The sequence below is a fragment of the Streptomyces sp. NPDC001292 genome (genome assembly GCF_042896465.1).
In the GTDB taxonomy this organism is placed as follows: Bacteria; Actinomycetota; Actinomycetes; order Streptomycetales; family Streptomycetaceae; genus Streptomyces.
Map to the genome: position 1 here is coordinate 15140 of NZ_JBIAXG010000063.1, position 21668 is coordinate 36807.

17 protein-coding genes and 1 pseudogene are annotated in these 21668 nt (G+C 71.0%); 8 read left to right on the forward strand and 10 right to left on the reverse strand.

Annotated features, from left to right (window positions below; all coding sequences use genetic code 11):
* Positions 1–56: 56 nt before the first annotated feature.
* From ACFY4A_RS38240 to ACFY4A_RS38275, 8 genes and pseudogenes are all read right to left on the reverse strand, one after another.
* Complete coding sequence (locus ACFY4A_RS38240; protein ID WP_390833933.1) at positions 57–1067, reverse strand: ABC transporter ATP-binding protein; 1011 nt, start codon at positions 1065–1067, stop codon at positions 57–59.
* Entirely contained in the window at positions 1064–2077 is a 1014-nt protein-coding gene (locus ACFY4A_RS38245; protein WP_390833934.1) for an ABC transporter ATP-binding protein, read from the reverse strand. The genes ACFY4A_RS38240 and ACFY4A_RS38245 overlap by 4 nt, the downstream gene beginning before the upstream one ends.
* Positions 2074–3018, reverse strand: coding sequence for an ABC transporter permease (locus tag ACFY4A_RS38250; RefSeq protein ID WP_390833935.1), 945 nt, complete (start codon positions 3016–3018; stop codon positions 2074–2076). Before ACFY4A_RS38250 ends, ACFY4A_RS38245 begins: the two co-directional genes overlap by 4 nt.
* Entirely contained in the window at positions 3015–4088 is a 1074-nt protein-coding gene (locus ACFY4A_RS38255; RefSeq protein WP_390833936.1) for an ABC transporter permease, read from the reverse strand. Before ACFY4A_RS38255 ends, ACFY4A_RS38250 begins: the two co-directional genes overlap by 4 nt.
* Positions 4089–4101: 13 nt before the next feature.
* The gene (locus tag ACFY4A_RS38260) at positions 4102–5985 is read right to left on the reverse strand and encodes an ABC transporter substrate-binding protein (protein WP_390833937.1); all 1884 of its coding nucleotides are present in this window, start codon (positions 5983–5985) and stop codon (positions 4102–4104) included.
* Positions 5986–6301: 316 nt separating this feature from the next.
* On the reverse strand, positions 6302–9208 hold the full coding sequence (locus ACFY4A_RS38265; protein ID WP_390833947.1) for an AAA family ATPase: 2907 nt from the start codon (positions 9206–9208) through the stop codon (positions 6302–6304).
* A 534-nt stretch (positions 9209–9742) separates the two neighbouring features.
* Positions 9743–9874: pseudogene (locus tag ACFY4A_RS38270) on the reverse strand (SCO5717 family growth-regulating ATPase); the annotation flags it as partial.
* A gap of 450 nt (positions 9875–10324) precedes the next feature.
* Positions 10325–10618, reverse strand: a complete 294-nt coding sequence (locus tag ACFY4A_RS38275; protein ID WP_376409021.1) for a DUF397 domain-containing protein — start codon at positions 10616–10618, stop codon at positions 10325–10327.
* A 281-nt stretch (positions 10619–10899) separates the two neighbouring features.
* Here ACFY4A_RS38275 and rpsO point away from each other — a divergent pair, with 281 nt between their 5' ends.
* From rpsO to ACFY4A_RS38300, 5 genes are all read left to right on the forward strand, one after another.
* Positions 10900–11187 carry a 30S ribosomal protein S15 gene (rpsO, locus tag ACFY4A_RS38280; protein WP_003997419.1) on the forward strand — a complete coding sequence of 96 codons (288 nt, stop codon included), beginning with the start codon at positions 10900–10902 and terminating at the stop codon, positions 11185–11187.
* A gap of 393 nt (positions 11188–11580) precedes the next feature.
* A complete protein-coding gene (locus ACFY4A_RS38285) occupies positions 11581–13800 on the forward strand; it encodes a polyribonucleotide nucleotidyltransferase (protein WP_390833938.1) in 2220 nt (739 codons plus the stop codon).
* Positions 13797–15176, forward strand: a complete 1380-nt coding sequence (locus ACFY4A_RS38290) for a M16 family metallopeptidase (RefSeq protein ID WP_390833939.1) — start codon at positions 13797–13799, stop codon at positions 15174–15176. The genes ACFY4A_RS38285 and ACFY4A_RS38290 overlap by 4 nt, the downstream gene beginning before the upstream one ends.
* A gap of 36 nt (positions 15177–15212) precedes the next feature.
* Positions 15213–15965 (forward strand): 4-hydroxy-tetrahydrodipicolinate reductase, encoded by a 753-nt coding sequence (dapB, locus tag ACFY4A_RS38295; RefSeq protein ID WP_390833940.1) that lies wholly within the window; start codon positions 15213–15215, stop codon positions 15963–15965.
* Positions 15966–15981: 16 nt separating this feature from the next.
* A complete protein-coding gene (locus ACFY4A_RS38300; protein ID WP_390833941.1) occupies positions 15982–16437 on the forward strand; it encodes a hypothetical protein in 456 nt (151 codons plus the stop codon).
* Positions 16438–16520: 83 nt separating this feature from the next.
* Here the strand turns inward: ACFY4A_RS38300 and ACFY4A_RS38305 are convergent, their stop codons facing one another.
* Positions 16521–17075 carry a hypothetical protein gene (locus tag ACFY4A_RS38305; RefSeq protein WP_390833942.1) on the reverse strand — a complete coding sequence of 185 codons (555 nt, stop codon included), beginning with the start codon at positions 17073–17075 and terminating at the stop codon, positions 16521–16523.
* 131 nt (positions 17076–17206) lie between these two features.
* Positions 17207–17446 carry a hypothetical protein gene (locus tag ACFY4A_RS38310; RefSeq protein ID WP_390833943.1) on the reverse strand — a complete coding sequence of 80 codons (240 nt, stop codon included), beginning with the start codon at positions 17444–17446 and terminating at the stop codon, positions 17207–17209.
* Positions 17447–17648: 202 nt separating this feature from the next.
* Between ACFY4A_RS38310 and thyX the strand changes: the two genes are divergently transcribed.
* From thyX to ACFY4A_RS38325, 3 genes are all read left to right on the forward strand, one after another.
* Positions 17649–18389 carry an FAD-dependent thymidylate synthase gene (thyX, locus tag ACFY4A_RS38315; RefSeq protein ID WP_390833944.1) on the forward strand — a complete coding sequence of 247 codons (741 nt, stop codon included), beginning with the start codon at positions 17649–17651 and terminating at the stop codon, positions 18387–18389.
* 215 nt (positions 18390–18604) lie between these two features.
* Positions 18605–19504, forward strand: coding sequence for a 4-hydroxy-tetrahydrodipicolinate synthase (gene dapA, locus ACFY4A_RS38320; protein WP_390833945.1), 900 nt, complete (start codon positions 18605–18607; stop codon positions 19502–19504).
* Between the two features lie 156 nt (positions 19505–19660).
* Positions 19661–21346, forward strand: a complete 1686-nt coding sequence (locus ACFY4A_RS38325) for a ribonuclease J (protein WP_390833946.1) — start codon at positions 19661–19663, stop codon at positions 21344–21346.
* The last annotated feature ends 322 nt before the right edge of the window (positions 21347–21668 follow it).

A 21668-nucleotide genomic window follows, 5' to 3' on the forward strand; every position in this document is an offset into this window, starting at 1 on the left:
CCTCAGCCCGCTCTGCGTCCGGCAGCCTCCCCCGGCGTCCGGCGTCCGGCCTCCGCCTACGCCCCCGCCTGCGCCCCTGCCTCTTCCCCGGCCACGGCACGTGCCCAGTGGCACGCCACCTGTGCCTCCCCGCCCCCGCCCAGGATCTCCAGGTCCCTGCCGCGGCACGCCTGCGCGACGCCCGCCCGTTCGGCCTCCTCGCTCGCCAGGACCTGGCAGCGGACGTGGAAGCGGCAGCCGGAGGGGATCCGGGACGGGTCCGGGGGCTCGCCCGACAGGACGACCGGGTCTCCGGGCGCCTCGGGCAGGACGGACAGCAGGGCCTGGGTGTACGGGTGCCGTGGGGCGGTCAGGACCTGCTCCACCTCGCCGGTCTCCACGATCCGGCCGAGGTACATCACCGCGACCCGGTCGGCGATGTTCCAGGCCAGCCCGAGATCGTGCGTCACCACCAGCGCGGACAGGCCGAGTTCGGCGCGCAGCCGCAGCAGCAGGGCGAGGATCTCGCCGCGCACCGAGGCGTCCAGGGAGGCCACCGGCTCGTCGGCGACGACGAGTTCGGGCTCGAGTACCAGGGCGCCCGCGATGACCACGCGCTGGCGCTGACCGCCGGACAGCTCGTGCGGGTAGCGCAGGAAGAAGCGCTCGGGCGGCCGCAGCCCCGCCCGCGCCAGGGCCCCCGCGACCGCCGCCCGCTCGTCCCCGCGGTACCCGTGGACGCGCAGCCCCTCGGCCACGGCGTCGTACACCGTGTGCCGCGGGTTGAGCGAGCCGCTCGGGTCCTGGAGCACCAGTTGGGCCCGCTTGCGATACGCCTTCAGCGCGCGCGAGGAGTAGTCGAGCGGGGCACCGTCGAACGTGACGCGGCCCGCGGTCGGCGGCACCAGACCGAGCAGCGAGCGGGCCAGGGTCGTCTTGCCGCAGCCCGACTCGCCGACCAGCGCCACGATCTCGCCGCGCCGGATGTCGAGGTCGACCCCGTCCACGGCCCGGGCCACGGGCCCACCGTGCCGACCCGGGAACACGACCCGCAGCCCCTCGACGCTCAGCAGCGCGGATGTGGTCATGGCGTGCTGCTCCTCACGTCGTCCTCCGTCGTCTCCCCTGCCGGCCACCCCGCCCCCGCCCGCGGGTCCACGTGGACGCAGGCCGCCCGTCGGCGCGGACCCGCCTCCCTCAGGAACTGGTCCTGGGTGCCACACAGGTCGAGGGCGACCGGGCAGCGGGGGTGGAAGGCGCAGCCGGAGGGGACGGCGGACGGGTCCGGGGGATCGCCCGCCAGGCCGCGGGGAGCGAAGCGGGACGCCGGGTCGCCGATCCGCGGGAACGCGTCCGACAGGGCCTTGCCGTAGGGATGCCGGGCGTCCTCGTAGACCTGCCGGGCCGGGCCTTCCTCCACCACGCGGCCCGCGTACATGACCGCCAGCCGGTCGCAGGTGTCGGCCAGCACGGCGAGGTCGTGGCTGATCATGAGCAGGCCCAGGTCCTGCTCGCTCACGAGCCCTTCGATCAGGCGCAGGATCTGCGCCTGGATCATCACGTCGAGCGCGGTGGTGGGCTCGTCGGCGATGATCAGACGCGGGTCGCAGGCCAGCGCCATCGCGATCATGACGCGTTGCCGCTGGCCGCCGGACAGCTCGTGGGGGTAGGCGCCGGCCCGCGCGGCCGGCAGCCCCACCTGCTCCAGCAGCTCACCGGTCTTCTTCCGCGCGCCCGCCGCCGTCGCCTTGCGGTGCAGCAGGATCGGCTCGGCGATCTGGTCGCCGACGCGGTGCACGGCGTTGAGCGAGTGCATCGCGCCCTGGAAGACGATCGACGCCCCCGCCCAGCGCACCGCCCGCACCCGGCCCCACTTCATGGCCAGCACGTCCTCGCCGTCGAGCAGGATCTCGCCGCCGACCCGGGTCCCGGCCGGCAGCAGTCGCAGCAGCGCCAGCGCCAGCGTGGACTTGCCGCAGCCGGACTCGCCCGCGATGCCGAGCTTCTCGCCGGAGTCGAGCGTGAGGTCCACACCGCGCACCGCGGCCGCTCCCGACGGGTACGTCACTTCCAGGCCGCGCACCTGCAGCAGGCTCAACGGGACACCCCCAGCCTGGGGTTGAGAACGGACTCGACGGCCCGCCCGCACAGGGTGAACGCCAGCGCGACGACCGCGATGGCGATGCCCGGCGGCACCAGGTACCACCAGTCGCCGGAGCTGACCGCGCCGGCCTCGCGCGCGTCCTGGAGCAGCCCGCCCCAGGAGACGACCGTCGGGTCGCCGAGCCCGAGGAAGGCGAGCGTCGCCTCCGCCAGGATCGCCGAGGAGATGATCAGGGTGGTCTGGGCGAGCACCAGCGGCATGACGTTGGGCAGCACGTGCCGGGACATCACGTGCCAGTGGCCGCCGCCGAGCGCCTTGGCCCGCTCGATGTACGGCCGTGACTCCACCGCCAGCGTCTGCGCCCGCACCAGACGGGCGGTGGTCGGCCAGGTGGTGACGCCGATCGCCAGGACGATCGTGCCCAGCGAGCGGGACATGACGGTGGCCAGCGCGATGGCGAGCACCAGCGTCGGCATCACCAGGAACCAGTCGGTGATCCGCATCATCACGGTGGCGTACCAGCCGCGGAAGTGCCCGGCGGTGATGCCGATGACCGCGCCGATGGCCACCGACAGCACGGCGGCGAGCAGCCCGACCAGCAGCGAGACGCGCGAGCCCCAGATCACCAGGCCCAGCAGGTTCCTCCCGAACTGGTCGGTGCCCAGCGGGAAGTGGGCGCTCGGACTCTCCAGCGGCCTGCCGGGCGCGTCCGTCACGCTCTGCACGTCCGCCCCGACGGTCAGCGGCGCGGTCAGCGCGACCAGCGCGCACAGCACGAGGGCGGCGAGCCCCACCAGGCCCGCCCGGTGCGTCCGGTACTGCCTCCAGAAGCGCGCGGCCGAGGCCCGGCGACGCTGCCGGGCGAGCGCGCGGGGGCCGGGGCCGGGGTCGGATGCCTGGCTCGGACCGGTGGTCGTGGTGGTGTCGGCGGTCATCGGCCCACCCTCGGGTCGAGCAGCGGATACAGGACGTCGGCAAGAGTGTTCATCACGATCACCGCCGCGGCGAAGACGAAGAACAGCCCCTGCACCAGCGGCAGATCGGGCACGCTCAGCGCCTGGTAGAACAGCCCGCCCAGGCCCGGCCAGGAGAACACGGTCTCGACGAGGATCACTCCCGCGACCGTCCGCCCCAGATTGACGAAGATCAGCGTCACGGTCGGCAGCAGTGCGTTCGGCACGGCGTGCCGCCGGCGTACGAGGTCGTCGCGCAGGCCCTTGGCGCGCGCGGTCGTGAGATAGTCGCTGCCCATCTCGTCCAGCAGCGCCGACCTCGTGACCAGCAACGTCTGCCCGTACTCGACCGCGACCAGCGTCACCACCGGCAGCACCAGGTGGTGGGCGACGTCGACGGCGTACGCGAAGCCCTCCTTGCCGCCCGACTCCATGCCTCCGGTCGGGAACAGACCCGGGATGGGGCCCACGCCGACCGAGAGCACGATGATCAGCAGCAGCCCCAGCCAGAACGCGGGAATCGAGTAGAGCGTCAGCGCCAGACCCGTGTTGAGGCGGTCGCCGAGCCCGCCGTGCCGCCAGGCGGAACGGGTGCCGAGAAGGATCCCGAGGGCGGTGTAGAGCACGAAGGCCGTACCGGTCAGCAGCAGCGTGTTCGGCAGCGCTTCGATGATCTTGTCGATGACCGGTGTGCGGAACTGGTACGAGGTCCCCAGGTCCCCGGTCAGCGCCTTGCCGCAGTAGTCCGTGAACTGCCGCCACATCGGCAGGTCGAGCCCGAACTCCCGCCGGTAGGCGGCGAGCTGCTGCGCGGAGACGGGCCGGCCGGCGGTCATGAACTTCACCGGGTCGCCCGGGATCAGCCGGAAGAGGAAGAAACTGGTGACGAGGACGGCGAGCAGGGACACGGCCGCTCCGGCCAGCTTGCCCGCCGCGTACCGCAGATAGGCGGTACCGGTCCGCGCCCGGGGGCCGCGGCCCGCCGCCGGCCCGGACTTCCCCGGATCGGCGGCGGGCCCTTCTACCAGCGCGGGTGTCGCTTCAGCGGTCATGTGCGCTCACTGCCTATTCGCGGTCTTCTGCCGTTGCCCGGCGGCGCACCGCGAAGAGAGCCGAGAGGCCGCCGAGGACGACGACGCCCGCGACGATCGCGATGATGACGCCCGTCGACGTGGAACCGCCCGAGGAATCGTCGGAGTTCGCCGGAACGGCCGACCACCAGCTCCAGTAGCCGTCCTGTCCGTAGATGTTGCCCGCCTTGGCCGGCATGGTGGTGATCGACTCGATCTGGTCCGTGCGGTAGGCCTCGACGGCGTTCGGGTAGGCCATGACGTTCATGTACCCGAGGTCGTACAGCCGCGACTCGATCTGCTTGACCAGGTCCGCCCGCTTGGCGGGGTCGTACTCAGCCAACTGCTGGGCGTACAGCTCGTCGTACTTCTTGTCGCAGATGAAGTTGTCGGTGGCGCCGGTGTCCTTCGGGGTCGCCGGGAGCGCGGCGCAGGTGTGGATGGAGAGCACGTAGTCGGGGTCCGGGTTGACCGACCAGCCGTCGAAGGCGAGGTCGTACTTGCCCGCGAGCCATGGGTCGGTCACGTTGTCCAGGCAGTTGAGCTCGACCCCGATGCCGAGCTTGCCCCACCACTCCTGGAGGTACTTGCCGACCGCCTTGTCGTTGGGGTCGGTGGCGTGGCACAGCACGCGGTAGTTCAGCGGCTTGCCGTCCTTGCCGACGCGCTTGCCGTCCGCGTTCTGCTTGTAGCCCGCCTCGTCGAGGAGCTGGGCGGCCTTCGCCGGATCGTACGCCAGTTCCTGGTCCGCCGACGGCTTCCAGAAGTACGACTCGTAGCGCGGCGGGATGTAGCCCTGGCCCTCCGCCGCGTGGCCCTGGAAGACCTTGTCCACGATGGTCTGCCGGTCCACCGCCATGAACAGCGCGTGCCGCACCCGCTCGTCCAGCAGGGAAGGATGGCCGTCACCGAACTTCTCGCCGTTTCTGGCCTGTGCGCCCGGGTTGGTGGCGAGGGCGTAGAAGCGGCGGCCGGGGCCTTCGTTGACGTGGATGTTCTGCTCGCCCTTGAGCGAGGCGGCCTGAGCGGGTGTCAGGGCCGGCGAGCCGGCCACGAAGGAGACTTCGCCCTTGCGCAGCGCGGCGACGGCGGCGTCCTGGTCCTTGTAGTACCGGAAGACCAGCTCGTCGAACTTCGGCGCGCCTCGCCAGAAGTTCTTGTTGGCCTCCAGCCGCACGTAGCTGTCGGGCTTGTAGTCGGTCAGGACGAACGGCCCGTTCCCGACGATCGGGAAATTCTTGTCGTTGTTGAACTTGGAGAAGTCGGTGACCTTCTCCCAGACGTGCTTGGGCACGATCGGCACGTCGAGCGCGGTCATCGTGGCCTGCGGCTTCTTCAGCCGGATCACCAGCTGGGTGGGGCTGGGCGCGGTGACCTCGGCGAAGTTGGTGACGAAGTTGCCGTTGGCGGTGGCAGCGCCCTCGTCGGTCATCATCTTGTTGAGCGTCCACGCCGCGTCCTCGGCGGTGGCCTGCTGCCCGTCCGACCACTTGGAGTCGGAGCGGATCGTGTACGTCCACGTCAGCTTGTCCGGCGACGCCTCCCACTTGGTGGCCAGGGCCGGGACGACGTGGGCGTCCTTGGGGTCGTAGTTGGTCAGGTACTCGTACATCAGCCGGTGGACGCTCGTGCTGAGCAGTCGTCCCGCGAGGAAGGGGCTGAGCGAGTCGACGCTCTGCGCGACGGCGATCGTGAGGACCTTCTTGCCGCCCTTCTTGCCCTGCGCGCTCTCCGCGGCGTGGGCCTGCGGCGCGGCCGGAGCGAGGGGGGTCGCGAGTCCGGCCGTGAGGACGAGGGCGGCGGCGCCCGCAGCCAGGAGCCGTATGCCCTTCAGGCGGGGGCCGGTACGTCCTCTGCCGTGCTGATCATGTGTCTTCATGGCTCGGTGACCTCGCGTCGTCGCACGCAGAAGACGGTTTGCGCCTCCTGCCGGGCGGGCTTGAACGGGCTTGATCGGGTGACGCCGGCGGAATGAAGTGAGTGTCTATCAGCGGCAGTCTGCGCGCGTCAACGGTATGTCAAACCCCATGTGGCCTGCGGAAATAACGACTTGAACGCGATCTTGCTCCCATTGGTGGAGACCACTGAAGCCTCGCTGGTGAGGGCGTGGCGGCGGAATCCGACCGGTTCTGTCTGCGAACACCCGAAGGCCCGCGCCGTGGGAGACGACGCGGGCCTGGAGGGGTGCGGCTGAGCTACTGGTGGGGCGGCGGAGGGGGTGGGGTCCGTCCCTGGGGGTGCTGGGGGTAAGGCTGGTCGGGCTGGCCCGGCTGCTGCGGGGGAGCGAACTGCTCGGGCTGGCCCGGCTGGGCGGGCTGCCCGGGGTAGGGCTGCGGCTGGCCCGGGTACGGCTGACCAGGGCCGGCCTGTCCGGGCTGCTGCTGGGGAGCGTACTGCCCTGGAAGCGGCCGGCTGGGGGCCGGCTGTGCGGGGTACGCCTGGCCGGGGATCGGTTGCCCGGGGATCGGCTGGCCGGGGATCGGTTGCCCGGAGTACTGCTGGCCCGGAAGCGGCTGGCCCGGCATGGGCGGGGCCGCGACCGGCGGCGGGTTGCCGTCGGAGGTCCACAGCCCGTGTGCCTGCTGGTGCCGGACGAAGTCCTCCGCGACCATCGCCGCGAGGTTGAAGTACGCCTCCCGCACCTTCGGCCGCATCATGTCGAGGTCGACCTCGGCGCCGGCGGACAGATGCTCGTCGAAGGGCACCACGACGACACCGCGGCAACGGGTCTCGAAGTGCGCGACGATGTCCTCCACCTTGATCATCTTGCCGGTCTCGCGCACCCCCGAGATCACGGTGAGGGAACGGGCGACGAGATCGGCGTACCCGTGCGCCGACAGCCAGTCCAGTGTCGTACTGGCACTGCTGGCACCGTCCACGGACGGCGTGGAGATGATGATGAGCTGGTCGGCGAGGTCGAGCACACCGCGCATGGCGCTGTAGAGCAGACCGGTACCGGAGTCGGTGAGGATGATCGGGTACTGCTTGCCGAGTACGTCGATCGCGCGGCGGTAGTCCTCGTCGTTGAACGTCGTGGACACGGCCGGATCGACGTCGTTGGCGATGATCTCGAGGCCCGAGGGCGCCTGGGACGTGAACCGCCGGATGTCCATGTAGGAGTTGATGTACGGGATCGCCTGGACGAGGTCACGGATGGTGGCCCCGGTCTCCCGGCGCACGCGGCGGCCGAGCGTGCCGGCGTCCGGGTTGGCGTCGATGGCGAGGATCTTGTCCTGCCGTTCGGTGGCGAGCGTGGAGCCGAGCGCGGTGGTCGTGGTCGTCTTGCCGACGCCGCCCTTGAGGCTGATGACGGCGATGCGGTAGCAGGACAGCACCGGCGTACGGATCAGGTTCAGCTTCCGCTGCCGCTCGGCCTCCTCCTTCTTCCCGCCGATCCGGAACCGCGGCCCGGGACCGGCGGGCCGTGTGCTGCGGGCCTTCTGCTTCTTGTTGTTGAGGAGCCGGTCGGAGGACAGCTCCACGGCCGCGGTGTAACCGAGCGGCGCCGCACCGGGGTTGGTCGGCTGCCGCTGGTCGTGCTGTATCGGCTGCGGCCAACTGGCTCCGAGACGGGGATCGACGGGCTGCTGCTGGGCAGCCGGCGGCTGCGGCTGAGCGCCGTCGGGCCGCGCGGGCGGCTGCGGGAAGCCGTACCCGCCGGGCTGCGCAGGCGGGCTGGGGACGCCAGGAGCGGCGGCCTGGGCCTGGGGGAACCCGTAGCCGTTCGGCTGCTCAGCGGCCGCCGAGCCCGGAACCGGCGGCCGGCCCGCCGGCGAGGGCTGTGCCCCGCGGGTGCCGGGTTGGGGGAAGCCGTATCCGGCTTGGGGGTTGGCCGGGGGTGCGGTGGGGGCGGTTGCCGACTGCTGGGCAGGCGGTTGCTGTGTGCCGGGTTGGGGGAAGCCGTATCCGGCCTGGGGGTTGGCCGGGGGTGCGGTGGGGCTGGTCGGCGGCTGGGCCGCCGGCGAGGGCTGTGCCCCGGGCGTGTCGGGTTGGGGGAAGCCGTATCCGGCCTGGGGGTTGGCCGGGGGTGCGGTGGGGCTGGTCGGCGGCTGGGCAGGCGGTTGCTGTGTGCCGGGTTGGGGGAAGCCGTAGCCCTGCTGGGGCACCGCTGGAGCGGACGCCGGGTGCGGCGGTGTCGGCGCGGCAGGCGGGTTCCAGGCAGCGGGGGCCGGCTGGGGTGCCTGTGGCTGGAAGGGCGGCTGCTGGGCCGGCTCGTGCGGCTGCCCCTGTGGAGCCGCCGGCCGCGGCTCGCTGGGCCACTGGGCCGCCGACGCGGGCGCCGCGGGCTGGTACGACGGCGGCAGGGGCGGTACCGGACCCTGTGGGACCGGCGGCGGAGCCCAGGCGGCGGGCGCGCCCTGCGAAGCCTCGGCAGCCGCGGCCGGGGCGACTTCCTGGGACGCCATGTCCTGGGACGCCGGGGCCTGAGCAACCGCGTCCTGCGGAACCGCGTCCTGCGGTGCCGACTCTTGCGGAACCGCGTCCTGCGGCTCCGAGTCCTGCGGGGCAGCGTCCCGCGGTTCCGCGGCGGGCGTGGAGTCTTCGGGAGCGGCGTCCTGGGGTGGAGCGGCGTCCTGGGGTTCGGTGGGGACGGGCTGGGAGACCGAGGCAGCGGAATCCTCGGGCGCGTCGTCCGCCGCCTCGGCGTCGGACTCCGAGGCATCCGGGGCACCCGCGGTACCCACCTCCGCCTCCTCCGTCTCCTCGGCATCCGTGGATTCGGCCGGTGCCGTCTCCGCGACCTGGTCCTCCTCGGCCTCCACCTCGGCGGACTCGGCGTCACCGGACGCCTCGGCGGCGGAGTCCGCCGGGGTCGCGTCCACGTCGGCGGAGCCGACTTCCTCGTCCGCATCCTCCGCTGCGTCGGAGCCGTCTCGAAGCCCGGCCACGTCGGCCACGTCGGTCAGCGCGGTCTCCCCGGACTCGTCGGCCTCGTCGTCCGCCTTGCCGGCCTCCTGAGCCGTGGTCCCGGCCCCGGCCTCGGAGTCCGTGTCCGCCACCGCGGCCGACTCGTCCTCCCGCTCCTCGGCGTCGGGCGCCTCGCTCTGCTCGCCGGCCTTCTCCGCCACCTCCCGCCGTACGGCGACGGCGGAGAACCTCATGGTGGCACCGCTCTCGAGGTCACCGGCCCCGGCACCCGGACCCTGTTCCCCCTGCGGCCGCGCCGCCTGCGCTCCCGGCGACGGGAACCCGCCCACCGGAATGTTCGGCACCGCAGTCGGGGACCCGGCACCGGCCGGATCCGGCTCCGACGAACCCGCCGCCTGCTGTGGCTCGAACCCGCTCCCCACCGGCAGCTTCGGCACGGCGATCGGGCTCCCCACCGGCGGCGGGGGAGGCGTGAAGGGCGCGCCCGGCGTGGGAGCCGGCGGAGTGAAGGGCGCGCCCGGAGCGGGCGGAGGAGGCGTGAAGGGAGCGCCTGGCGCCGCGGTGGCGTGCGGCGGCGGAGTCAGCCCGGGCACCGGACCGCTCGGAGCAGTGGGCCGCGCGGGACCGCCCGGAGAAGCCGGGGAGCCCGGAGAAGCCGGAGAAGCCGGCGAATCAGAGGAAGGGCCAGCGGCCGCGCCAGCCGCGTTGGTCCCCCGTCCCGCCCCGGAGTCCGCCCCGGACCCGGATCCCGAACCGCTCGACGCATTCTGCGTGTACCAGGCGGGCGGTGCGTAGTCGATTGTGAACTCGCCCGTCGTCTCGACGGCGGACGCCGCGTCGGGCTGGTCGTCGCCGGGCGTGGCCCAGCCCCCGCGGATCCCGTCCCGATCGCTGCTCACAGTTCCTCCTGGTGTGGTCGAGCACCCTCAATGCCGTGCGGGGGCGACCATTTCTCGTCGTCCTTGGTCGTTCGAGGTCGTCCGATCCACCGAATTCCCCCCGTGACGACGATGTCCGGTCCACGGGTTCTGACATCGCGCCCCCATGTACCAGCCTAATCACCAGGAGACTCACCACGGCAGGCCCATCCGTCTCGCGGCGCCCGCCCACTTGACGACAACCTGCCCGGAATCGCCGTACACAGCAAGGCATCCGCAAGCAAACCGGACACATCCGTGGCCAAGTCGTACAGAAGGTGAACACTGACCCCGAGGCGCCAAGGCTCACGAACCGGCCTGCGCGGCAGGGTCATTGAGGCCCAGCCCGACAACCACCCACATCTGCCAGGGTGGTTGAGGAACAGGGGGCGGCACGCGCACGTGCCGCCCCCTTTCGTGCCCGCGCGCCCCTCACTCGGAAGCGAGACCCCCGTTGTGCGGCGCCGGCTCCAGGTCGAACTCACCGTCCCGTGCGCCCAGCACGAACGCCCGCCACTCCGCCTCCGTGTAGCGCAGCACCGTGTCCGGGTCGAGGGAGGAGCGCATGGCGACGGCGCCGCCGGGCAGGTAGGCGATCTCGACGCGCTCCTCGTGCTCCTCCGTGCCCGGCGCGCAGTGCCACTGCACGCCGGAGATGTCGAGCGCGTACAGTTCGTCGCGCTCGCGCTCCTTGCGGGCCTTGATCTCCGCTTCCGTCTCCGCCATGCCGCAGCGACCCCTTCCAGACGCGCCCAACGGTGCCGGGCTCACCCTAGTGGCCCGCCGGCCCGCCTCGGCGGGATCGGAGAACCGGGGGAAATCGCGCCGTGGCGGCCTGGTACCCTGTGTGACGGCCGTTTGTGTACGCACCCCCGGAGCCTCCGCAGGAAGTCCTGCGGGTCCTGGAGGCCGCGCCCAGCGGATCCCCGCCTCCCGAGTAACGGAAGCTCCCCCGAGACGAAGACCGGGGGCACTCGGAGGCCACTCACAGAGCACGAGGAGTACGAGTGTCGCTCGACGCCGCCACGAAGAAGCAGATCATCGCCGAGTTCGGTACCAAGGAGGGTGACACCGGCTCCCCCGAGGTCCAGGTCGCTCTGCTGTCCCGTCGGATCTCCGACCTGACGGAGCACCTCAAGACCCACAAGCACGACCACCACTCCCGCCGCGGTCTGCTGATCCTGGTCGGTCAGCGCCGCCGCCTGCTGCAGTACCTCGCCAAGAAGGACATCCAGCGCTTCCGTGCGCTGGTCGACCGCCTCGGCATCCGCCGTGGTGCGGCGGGCGCCAAGTAAGACGTCGTGGAGGGAGCGGTTCCCGGGAGACAGGGGACCGCTCCCTTTGCCGTGCATACGGACCGCACGGGACCGCACGGGACCGCACGGGAACGTGCGGAGTGCCTGCGGAACCTACGGGACGTGCGGAGTGTCGGTGCCGCTTTGTAGTGTGGTAGCGACGCAGTACCCATGACACGGCGTGATACGCCGGCCCGAGGAGGGCACGGCAGGTCATCGCGCATGACGAACGAGGAGGAGCGCACCTCGCCGCCGCCGGTCCTCGGTAGTGGCTCCCGGGAGAAGCGAACCCCGGGTGCTTCGATCGAAGACCGGCCCGCACCAGACGGAGCGCCTCTCCGCCACCGTCCCCCGCCACACGGGCGGGAGGACGACGACGAGGAGAAAACGCTAGTGGAGAACGAGACCCACTACGCCGAAGCCGTGATCGACAACGGCCCCTTCGGCACCCGTACCATCCGCTTCGAGACGGGCCGCCTGGCCAAGCAGGCCGCCGGCTCCGCCGTCGCGTACCTGGACGACGACACCATGGTGCTGTCGGCCACCACCGCCTCCAAGCAGCCCAAGGACCAGCTCGACTTCTTCCCGCTGACGGTGGACGTCGAGGAGCGGATGTACGCCGCCGGCAAGATCCCCGGCAGCTTCTTCCGCCGTGAGGGTCGGCCCAGCGAGGACGCGATCCTCACCTGCCGCCTGATCGACCGCCCGCTGCGCCCGTCCTTCAAGAAGGGCCTGCGCAACGAGATCCAGGTCGTCTGCACCGTCATGGCGCTCAACCCCGACCACCTGTACGACGTCGTGGCCATCAACGCCGCGTCCGCGTCCACGCAGCTGGCCGGTCTGCCCTTCTCCGGCCCGATCGGCGGCGTCCGCGTCGCGCTGATCCGCGGCCAGTGGGTCGCGTTCCCGACGCACACCGAGCTCGAGGACGCCGTCTTCGACATGGTGGTCGCGGGCCGGGTCCTGGAGGACGGCGACGTCGCGATCATGATGGTCGAGGCCGAGGCCACCGAGAAGACCATCAAGCTGGTCGACGGCGGCGCCGAGGCCCCCACCGAGGAGGTCGTCGCCGCCGGTCTGGAGGCCGCGAAGCCCTTCATCAAGGTGCTCTGCCGCGCCCAGTCGGACCTCGCCGCCAAGGCCGCCAAGCCGACCGGCGAGTTCCCGATCTTCCTCGACTACCAGGACGACGTCCTGGAGGCGCTCACCGCCGCCGTCCGCCCCGAGCTCGCCCGGGCGCTCACCATCGCCGGCAAGCAGGAGCGGGAGACGGAGCTGGACCGCGTCAAGGGGCTGGCCGCCGAGAAGCTGCTGCCCGAGTTCGAGGGCCGCGAGAAGGAGATCTCCGCCGCGTACCGCTCGCTGACCAAGACCCTGGTCCGTGAGCGCGTCATCAAGGAGAAGAAGCGCATCGACGGCCGCGGTGTCACCGACATCCGCACGCTGGCCGCCGAGGTGGAGGCCCTCCCGCGGGTGCACGGCTCCGCGCTGTTCGAGCGTGGCGAGACGCAGATCCTGGGCGTCACCACCCTGAACATGCTCCGCATGGAGCAGCAGCTGGACACCCTCTCCCCGGTGACCCGCAAGCGCTACATGCACAACTACAACTTCCCGCCGTACTCCACCGGTGAGACCGGCCGCGTCGGCTCCCCCAAGCGCCGCGAGATCGGCCACGGCGCCCTGGCCGAGCGTGCGCTCGTGCCGGTGCTGCCCACGCGCGAGGAGTTCCCGTACGCGATCCGTCAGGTCTCCGAGGCCCTCGGGTCCAACGGCTCGACCTCGATGGGCTCGGTCTGCGCCTCCACCATGTCGCTGCTGAACGCCGGTGTGCCGCTGAAGGCCCCGGTCGCCGGTATCGCCATGGGCCTGATCTCCCAGGAGATCGACGGCGAGACGCACTACGTGACGCTGACCGACATCCTCGGCGCCGAGGACGCCTTCGGCGACATGGACTTCAAGGTCGCCGGTACGAAGGAGTTCGTCACCGCCCTCCAGCTCGACACCAAGCTGGACGGCATCCCGGCCTCCGTGCTGGCCGCGGCCCTCAAGCAGGCCCGCGACGCCCGCCTGCACATCCTCGACGTGATGATGGAGGCCATCGACCGGCCCGACGAGATGTCCCCGCACGCCCCGCGGATCATCACCGTCAAGATCCCGGTCGACAAGATCGGCGAGGTCATCGGCCCCAAGGGCAAGATGATCAACCAGATCCAGGAGGACACGGGCGCCGAGATCACCATCGAGGACGACGGCACGATCTACATCGGTGCCGCCGACGGCCCGTCCGCCGAGGCCGCCCGCGCCACGATCAACGGCATCGCCAACCCGACGATGCCCGAGGTCGGCGAGCGCTACCTGGGCACGGTCGTGAAGACGACCACCTTCGGCGCGTTCGTCTCCCTGCTCCCCGGCAAGGACGGTCTGCTGCACATCTCGCAGATCCGCAAGCTGGCCGGCGGCAAGCGCGTGGAGAACGTCGAGGACGTGCTCGGCGTGGGCCAGAAGGTCCAGGTCGAGATCGCCGAGATCGACTCCCGCGGCAAGCTCTCCCTGGTCCCCGTGATCGAGGGCGAGGAAGACGGCAACGACAAGAAGGACGACGCCGACAAGTGACGTCCCGTGGCTTCAAGGCGACGGCCCGCACCTCCTCGGAGGCGCGGGCCGTCGCCCGTACCCAAACCCTCATCGAGGGCCAGAACGGCATAGGCACCGTCCGCGGGACCACCCTCCCGGGCGGCCTGCGCATCGTCACCGAGACCCTGCCCTCCGTGCGCTCGGCCACCTTCGGCATCTGGGCGCACGTCGGCTCCCGCGACGAGACCCCCACGCTCAACGGCGCCACGCACTACCTGGAGCACCTGCTCTTCAAGGGCACGTCCCGCCGGTCCGCCCTGGACATCTCCGCCGCGATCGACGCCGTCGGCGGCGAGATGAACGCGTTCACGGCCAAGGAGTACACGTGCTACTACGCGCGCGTGCTCGACACCGACCTGCCCCTCGCCATCGACGTCGTCTGCGACATGCTCACCGGCTCGCTGATCCTCGAGGAGGACGTCGACGTCGAGCGCGGCGCGATCCTCGAAGAGATCGCCATGACCGAGGACGACCCCGGCGACTGCGTGCACGACCTGTTCGCGCACACCATGTTCGGCGACAACCCCCTCGGCCGCCCCGTCCTCGGTACGGTCGACACGGTCAACGCCCTCACCGCCGACCGCATCCGGCGCTTCTACAAGAAGCACTACGACCCCACCCACCTGGTGGTCGCCTGCGCCGGCAACATCGACCACGCCAAGGTCGTACGCCAGGTCCGCGCCGCCTTCGAGAAGGCCGGCGCCCTCAAGAACACCCAGGCCGCCCCCATCGCCCCGCGCGACGGCCGCCGCACCCTGCGCACCGCCGGCCGGGTCGAGTTGCAGAACCGCAGAACGGAGCAGGCGCACGTCGTCCTCGGCATGCCCGGCCTGGCCCGCACCGACGACCGGCGCTGGGCCCTGGGCGTGCTGAACACCGCCCTCGGCGGCGGCATGTCCTCCCGCCTCTTCCAGGAGGTCCGGGAGAAGCGCGGTCTGGCCTACAGTGTGTACTCCTACACCTCCGGCTTCGCCGACTGCGGACTGTTCGGCGTCTACGCCGGCTGCCGCCCGAGCCAGGTGCACGACGTGCTGAAGATCTGCCGGGACGAACTCGACCACGTCGCCGAGAACGGCCTGACCGACGACGAGATCGGCCGCGCCATCGGCCAGCTCCAGGGCTCCACCGTCCTCGGCCTGGAGGACACGGGTGCGCTGATGAACCGTATCGGCAAGAGTGAACTGTGCTGGGGCGAGCAGATCTCCGTCGACGACATGCTGGCCAGGATGGCGGCGGTCACCCCGGACGAGGTCCGCTCCGTCGCCCGGGACATCCTGGGACAGCGCCCGTCGCTGTCGGTCATCGGCCCGCTCAAGGACAAGCAGGCCGCGCGTCTGCACGACGCGGTCGCCTGATTCCCTGTCCGTCCGTCGGTGGTAAGGAAGCAAGAGATGAGCAAGCTGCGTGTGGCGGTCCTCGGTGCCAAGGGCCGGATCGGGTCCGAGGCGGTACGGGCGGTCGAGGCCGCCGAGGACATGGAACTGGTCGCCGCCCTCGGCCGGGGCGACAAGCTGGAGACCCTCGCCGAGACGGGCGCCCAGGTGGCGGTCGAACTGACCACCCCCGGGTCGGTCATGGGCAACCTCGACTTCTGCGTACGGCACGGCATCCACGCCGTCGTCGGCACCACCGGCTGGACCGACGAGCGCCTCGCGCAGTTGCGGGTCTGGCTGGCCCAGTCCCCGGAGACCGGTGTGCTCGTCGCCCCGAACTTCTCCATCGGCGCCGTGCTCACCATGAAGTTCGCGCAGATCGCCGCGCCGTGGTTCGAGTCGGTCGAGGTCATCGAGCTGCACCACCCGAACAAGGCCGACGCCCCCTCCGGCACCGCCACCCGCACCGCGCAGCTCATCGCCGAGGCCCGGGCCGAGGCGGGCTCGGCCCCGGCGCCGGACGCCACCGTCACCGCCCTGGACGGTGCGCGCGGCGCCAGCGTCGACGGGGTACCGGTCCACTCCGTGCGCCTGCGCGGACTGCTCGCCCACCAGGAGGTCCTGCTGGGCGGCGAGGGGGAGACGCTCACCATCCGCCACGACTCGCTCCACCACAGCAGCTTCATGCCGGGCATCCTGCTCGGCGCGCGCCGCGTGGTGACCACTCCGGGCCTGACCGTCGGCCTGGAGCACTTCCTCGACCTGAACTGAGCCCCCGAAGCCCCTCATGCGCGCGAAGATCACCTATCTCGTCACGGCCGCCGTCCTGGTCTTCTACTTCGTCCTGGTCGGCAGCCGCGGCGTCATGCTCATCCAGTACGGCACGCCCGTCACCGTCGCCTTCGGGATCGCCGTGCTGATCCTGCCGGTGATCGGCCTGTGGTTCCTGTGGAAGAACACCCAGTTCGTCCGCCGGGCCAACCAGCTCGCCTCCGAACTCGACGCCGAAGGGGGCCTGCCCGTCGACGAGCTGGCCCGCACGCCCAGCGGGCGCATCGACCGCGACTCGGCCGACCGGGTCTTCGCCCAGCGCAAGGCCGAGACGGAGGCGGCCCCCGACGACTGGCGCGCCTGGTTCCGCCTCGCTGTCGCCTACCACGACGCCCGCGACACCCCCCGCGCCCGCAAGGCGATGCAGCGGGCGATCGCCCTGCACGACGGCAAACCGGTGCAGGCCGCCTGACACCCGCAAACACCCCCCGTCAAAGCGGAGGGGCCCGGTCCGCACGTGCGGACCGGGCCCCTGCGGCATGCCGTCGGCCGGCGTCAGAGCTTACTGTTCTCCTCCGCCCACGCCTCCACCGCGTCCGCCGCCCGGTCGAACGCCTCGACGCGCCCCAGGAAGTCGGCGTTGTGCGTGGTCAGCAGCGGCGGCAGCTCCTGCTGCGCACGGCCCCTGCGGCTGAGCACCAGCGCCTGTCCCTGCACCGTGCGCGGCAGCCCCAGCCAGCGCACCGGCTGCTGCACCGTCTGCACGCCGGCGACCTGCGCCCACGGCGTCGTACGGGTGACGAGGAGGTTCACGTGCCGCAGCCCGCGCGCGCCGACCCAGACGCCCATGCGCAGCAGCCGCAGCGCGCCGGCGATCACGACCAGGGCGACGACGAAGCAGAAACCGGCGGAGGACACCGTGGCGGTGAGCGCCGTGACGACCCCCGCGAGCAACACGAAGGAGGCGAGCAGCAGCAGGAGGGCGGCCGCCCCCACGCGCCACGGCCCGGGCCGGTAGGGGCGCCGCCAGCGCTCGCGGTCGTCGAACGGCAGCGCTACGTCGTCCGCCGCGTCGAAGGCGCGGTCGGCCGTCAGGAAGGACAGGGGCACGGCTGGTCCTCACTCAATCCATGCATGGGCTGTGCCCGGTGAGGCTATCCGCCTGTGTCCGTGCCCACCACCCGTGGGGGCCAGGGAGGTGCCCGCAGGCCCCCGGCGCGGCGGCACGGGCCCGTACCGGCTCAGTGTCCGGGGGAGACCTGGGACTGCTGCGTCTCGGTGGGGGAGTGGCTGATGGTCAGCGCGGGCGTCCCCAGGATCACGGAGCCCACGAGCGCGGCGACGATGGTCAGCCCCAGCAGGCAGCGCCCGGCTATTCGGCCGGTGGACGCGCGCTCGCGGGGCGGGGGAGCGACATTGCTGCGGAACCGGTCGGCTTCGGCGACGAAGGCGAACGGTACGGGCTCGCGCCGACGGGGCATCGGGGGTACGACTCCTTCCGGGGGTCGAACTGGGGTGTCTCACCCATACAGACGACCGAGTGTCCCAAAAGGTGCCCGGTTTTGCCGAATTCGCAGATCTTCACCGAAGATGTCGTGCCCCGGCACCGATCGCCCCGATGTCAGAGGCGGGCCGTAGAGTGGTCGCCGCCCGTCAGCCGTGAAGGAAGGGACCCTCCGAGCCGTGACCGCCACCCCCGCCGACGACCCGAAGCCCAGCTTCCGCAGTGACGTCACCGTCGAACTGGTCAAGCACTCCGCGTCGGACGCCGACGTGCTGTTCGCGGCCCGTGTCTCGACCATAGGCGAGCAGTCCCTGGCCGAGCTGGACAAGGACCCCGAGCGCTCCAAGGGACTGATCAACTACCTGATGCGCGACCGGCACGGCAGCCCGTTCGAGCACAACTCGATGACCTTCTTCATCAGCGCCCCGATCTTCGTCTTCCGCGAGTTCATGCGGCACCGCGTGGGCTGGTCGTACAACGAGGAGAGCGGGCGCTACCGCGAGCTGGAGCCGGTCTTCTACGTCCCCGACGAGTCGCGCAAGCTCGTGCAGGAGGGCCGCCCGGGCAAGTACCGGTTCGTCGAGGGCACCCAGGCCCAGCAGGAGCTGGTCGGCCGGGTCATGGCGGACTCCTACCGGGAGGCTTACGAGGCCTACCAGGAGATGCTCGCGGCCGGTGTCGCCCGCGAGGTGGCCCGCTCGGTCCTGCCGGTCGGCCTGTTCTCGTCGATGTACGCCACCTGCAACGCCCGCTCGCTGATGCACTTCCTCGGCCTGCGCACCCAGCACGAGCTGGCCAAGGTGCCGTCCTTCCCGCAGCGGGAGATCGAGATGGTGGGCGAGAAGATGGAGGCCGAGTGGGCGAGGCTCATGCCGCTGACCTACGCCGCCTTCAACGCCAACGGTCGGGTCGCGCCGTAGCCGGCGACCGCCCGCCCGGGGAGGTACAGATGTACGGTTCAGCCGCGCGAAGTGTCCGGATTGCGGCGTTTGGAGAAGTTCATCTAGCCTGATCAAACGGACCCGGCACTGCTTGAACCCCCGAGCAGGCAGTGCCGGGCTCCACCCTTGCCACCACCCGCCGGCCCGCCCCCCGAGGGCAGACCCCACATTGAGCAGCGAGTAGCGTGTTACCCATGGCTCCGACCTCGACTCCGCAGACCCCCTTCGGGCGGGTCCTCACCGCCATGGTCACGCCCTTCACGGCGGACGGCGCACTCGACCTCGACGGCGCGCAGCGGCTCGCCGCCCACCTGGTGGACGCAGGCAACGACGGCCTGATCGTCAACGGCACCACCGGCGAGTCCCCCACCACCAGCGATGCGGAGAAAACGGACCTGGTACGCGCGGTCCTGGAGGCGGTCGGCGATCGCGCCCACATCGTGGCCGGCGTCGGCACCAACGACACCCGCCACAGCATCGAACTGACCCGCGCCGCCGAGCAGGCCGGCGCACACGGTCTGCTGACCGTCACGCCGTACTACAACAAGCCCCCGCAGGAGGGCCTGTACCGCCACTTCAAGGCCATCGCCGACGCCACCGGCCTGCCGGTCATGCTCTACGACATCCCCGGCCGCAGCGGCGTCCCGATCAACACCGAGACGATCGTCCGCCTCGCGGAGCACCCGCGGATCGTCGCCAACAAGGACGCCAAGGGCGACCTCGGCCGGGCGAGCTGGGCCATCGCGCGCTCCGGGATCGCCTGGTACTCCGGCGACGACATGCTGAACCTGCCCCTGCTCTCGGTGGGCGCGGTCGGCTTCGTCTCGGTCGTCGGCCACGTCGTCACCCCGGACCTGCGTGCCCTGGTCGAGGCGTACACCGCCGGCGACGTCCAGAAGGCCACCGAGATCCACCAGAAGCTGCTCCCGGTGTACACCGGGATGTTCCGCACCCAGGGCGTCATGACCACCAAGGCCGCGCTCGCCCTCCAGGGCCTGCCCGGCGGGCCGCTGCGGCCTCCGATGGTCGAGCTCACGCCCGAGGAGACCGAACAGCTCAAGATCGATCTTGCTGCCGGCGGGGTACAGCTCTGACAACGAGACTTCGCACCACCCCGTAACACCCGAGGCCTGACAACTGAATAGGCGGGCCACCGGTGCCCGCAGCCCACCATGACAACTGCTTCATGCACGAACGTCACGCGCGCCACGTGCCCACCGGTACGTGGCGCGCGTGGTGAGGAGAGTCTTTTGAGTCATCCGCATCCTGAACTCGGCTCGCCCCCGCGCCTCCCCGACGGCGGCCTGAGGGTCACGCCCCTCGGCGGCCTCGGCGAGATCGGCCGGAACATGACGGTCTTCGAATATGGCGGCCGCCTGCTGATCGTCGACTGCGGAGTGCTCTTCCCCGAGGAGGAGCAGCCCGGAATCGACCTGATCCTGCCGGACTTCTCGTCCATCCGTGACCGTCTCGCCGACATCGAGGGCATCGTCCTCACCCACGGCCACGAGGACCACATCGGCGGTGTCCCGTTCCTCCTGCGCGAGAAGCCGGACATCCCGCTCATCGGCTCCAAGCTGACCCTCGCCCTCATCGAGGCCAAGCTCCAGGAGCACCGCATCCGCCCGTACACCCTCGAAGTGGCGGAAGGACAGCGCGAGCGCATCGGCCCGTTCGACTGCGAGTTCGTCGCGGTCAACCACTCCATCCCGGACGCCCTCGCGGTCGCCATCCGCACCCCCGCGGGCATGGTCGTGCACACCGGCGACTTCAAGATGGACCAGCTGCCGCTGGACAACCGCCTGACCGACCTCCACGCGTTCGCGCGGCTGAGCGAGGAAGGCATCGACCTCCTCCTCACCGACTCCACCAACGCCGAGGTCCCCGGCTTCACGCCGCACGAGCGGGACATCTCCAACGTGCTGCGCCAGGTCTTCGCCGGCGCCCGCAAGCGGATCATCGTGGCCAGCTTCGCCAGCCACGTCCACCGCATCCAGCAGATCCTGGACGCCGCGCACGAGTACGGCCGCCGGGTCGCCTTCGTCGGCCGGTCCATGGTCCGCAACATGGGCATCGCCCGGGACCTGGGCTACCTGAAGGTCCCGCCGGGCCTGGTGGTCGACGTCAAGACCCTGGACGACCTGCCCGACCACGAGGTCGTGCTCGTCTGCACCGGCTCCCAGGGCGAGCCGATGGCGGCACTGTCCCGCATGGCCAACCGCGACCACCAGATCCGCATCGTCGAGGGCGACACGGTGATCCTGGCGTCGTCGCTGATCCCGGGCAACGAGAACGCGGTGTACCGGGTCATCAACGGCCTGACCCGCTGGGGCGCCAACGTCGTGCACAAGGGCAACGCCAAGGTCCACGTCTCGGGCCACGCCTCGGCCGGCGAGTTGCTGTACTTCTACAACATCTGCCGCCCGCGGAACCTCATGCCGGTCCACGGCGAATGGCGCCACCTGCGGGCCAACGCCGAACTGGGCGCCCTCACCGGAGTGCCGCACGACCGGATCGTCATCGCCGAGGACGGTGTGACCGTCGATCTGGTCGAGGGCAAGGCCAAGATCTCCGGCAAGGTCCAGGCCGGCTACGTCTACGTCGACGGCCTCTCGGTCGGTGACGTGGGCGAGCCCGCGTTGAAGGACCGCAAGATCCTCGGCGACGAGGGCATCATCTCGGTCTTCGTGGTGATCGACTCCACCACGGGCAAGATCACCGGCGGCCCGCACCTCCAGGCCCGAGGCTCGGGCATCGACGACTCCGCCTTCGGCGAGGTCATCCCGAAGATCGCGGAGGCGCTGGAGAAGTCCGCCCAGGAGGGCATCGCGGACTCCCACCAGCTCCAGCAGCTCATCCGCCGCACCCTCGGCAAGTGGGTCTCGGACACCTACCGGCGCAGGCCGATGATCCTCCCGGTCGTCGTGGAGGTCTGACCCGCGCACGTCCCCCGGGGCGCGCGAACTGGCGGCGGGGCACCTCGATTTGCATCGGGGCGCCCCGCTCCAGTACGTTTACGGCTCCGCCAGGACGGGAACCCGAAGGTTTCATGCACTTCGGGGGACGCTCCCGGAACCGGCGGGAAATCCGACTCAGAATCTCTGATAAAGTCGGAGCCGCCGGAAAGGGAAACGCGGAAGCGGAAACCTGGAAAGCGCCGAGAAAATCGGATCGGAAAAAGATCTGATAGAGTCGGAAACACCGAAGGGAAGCGCCCGGAGGAAAGCCCGAGAGGGTGAGTACGAAGGAAGCGTCCGT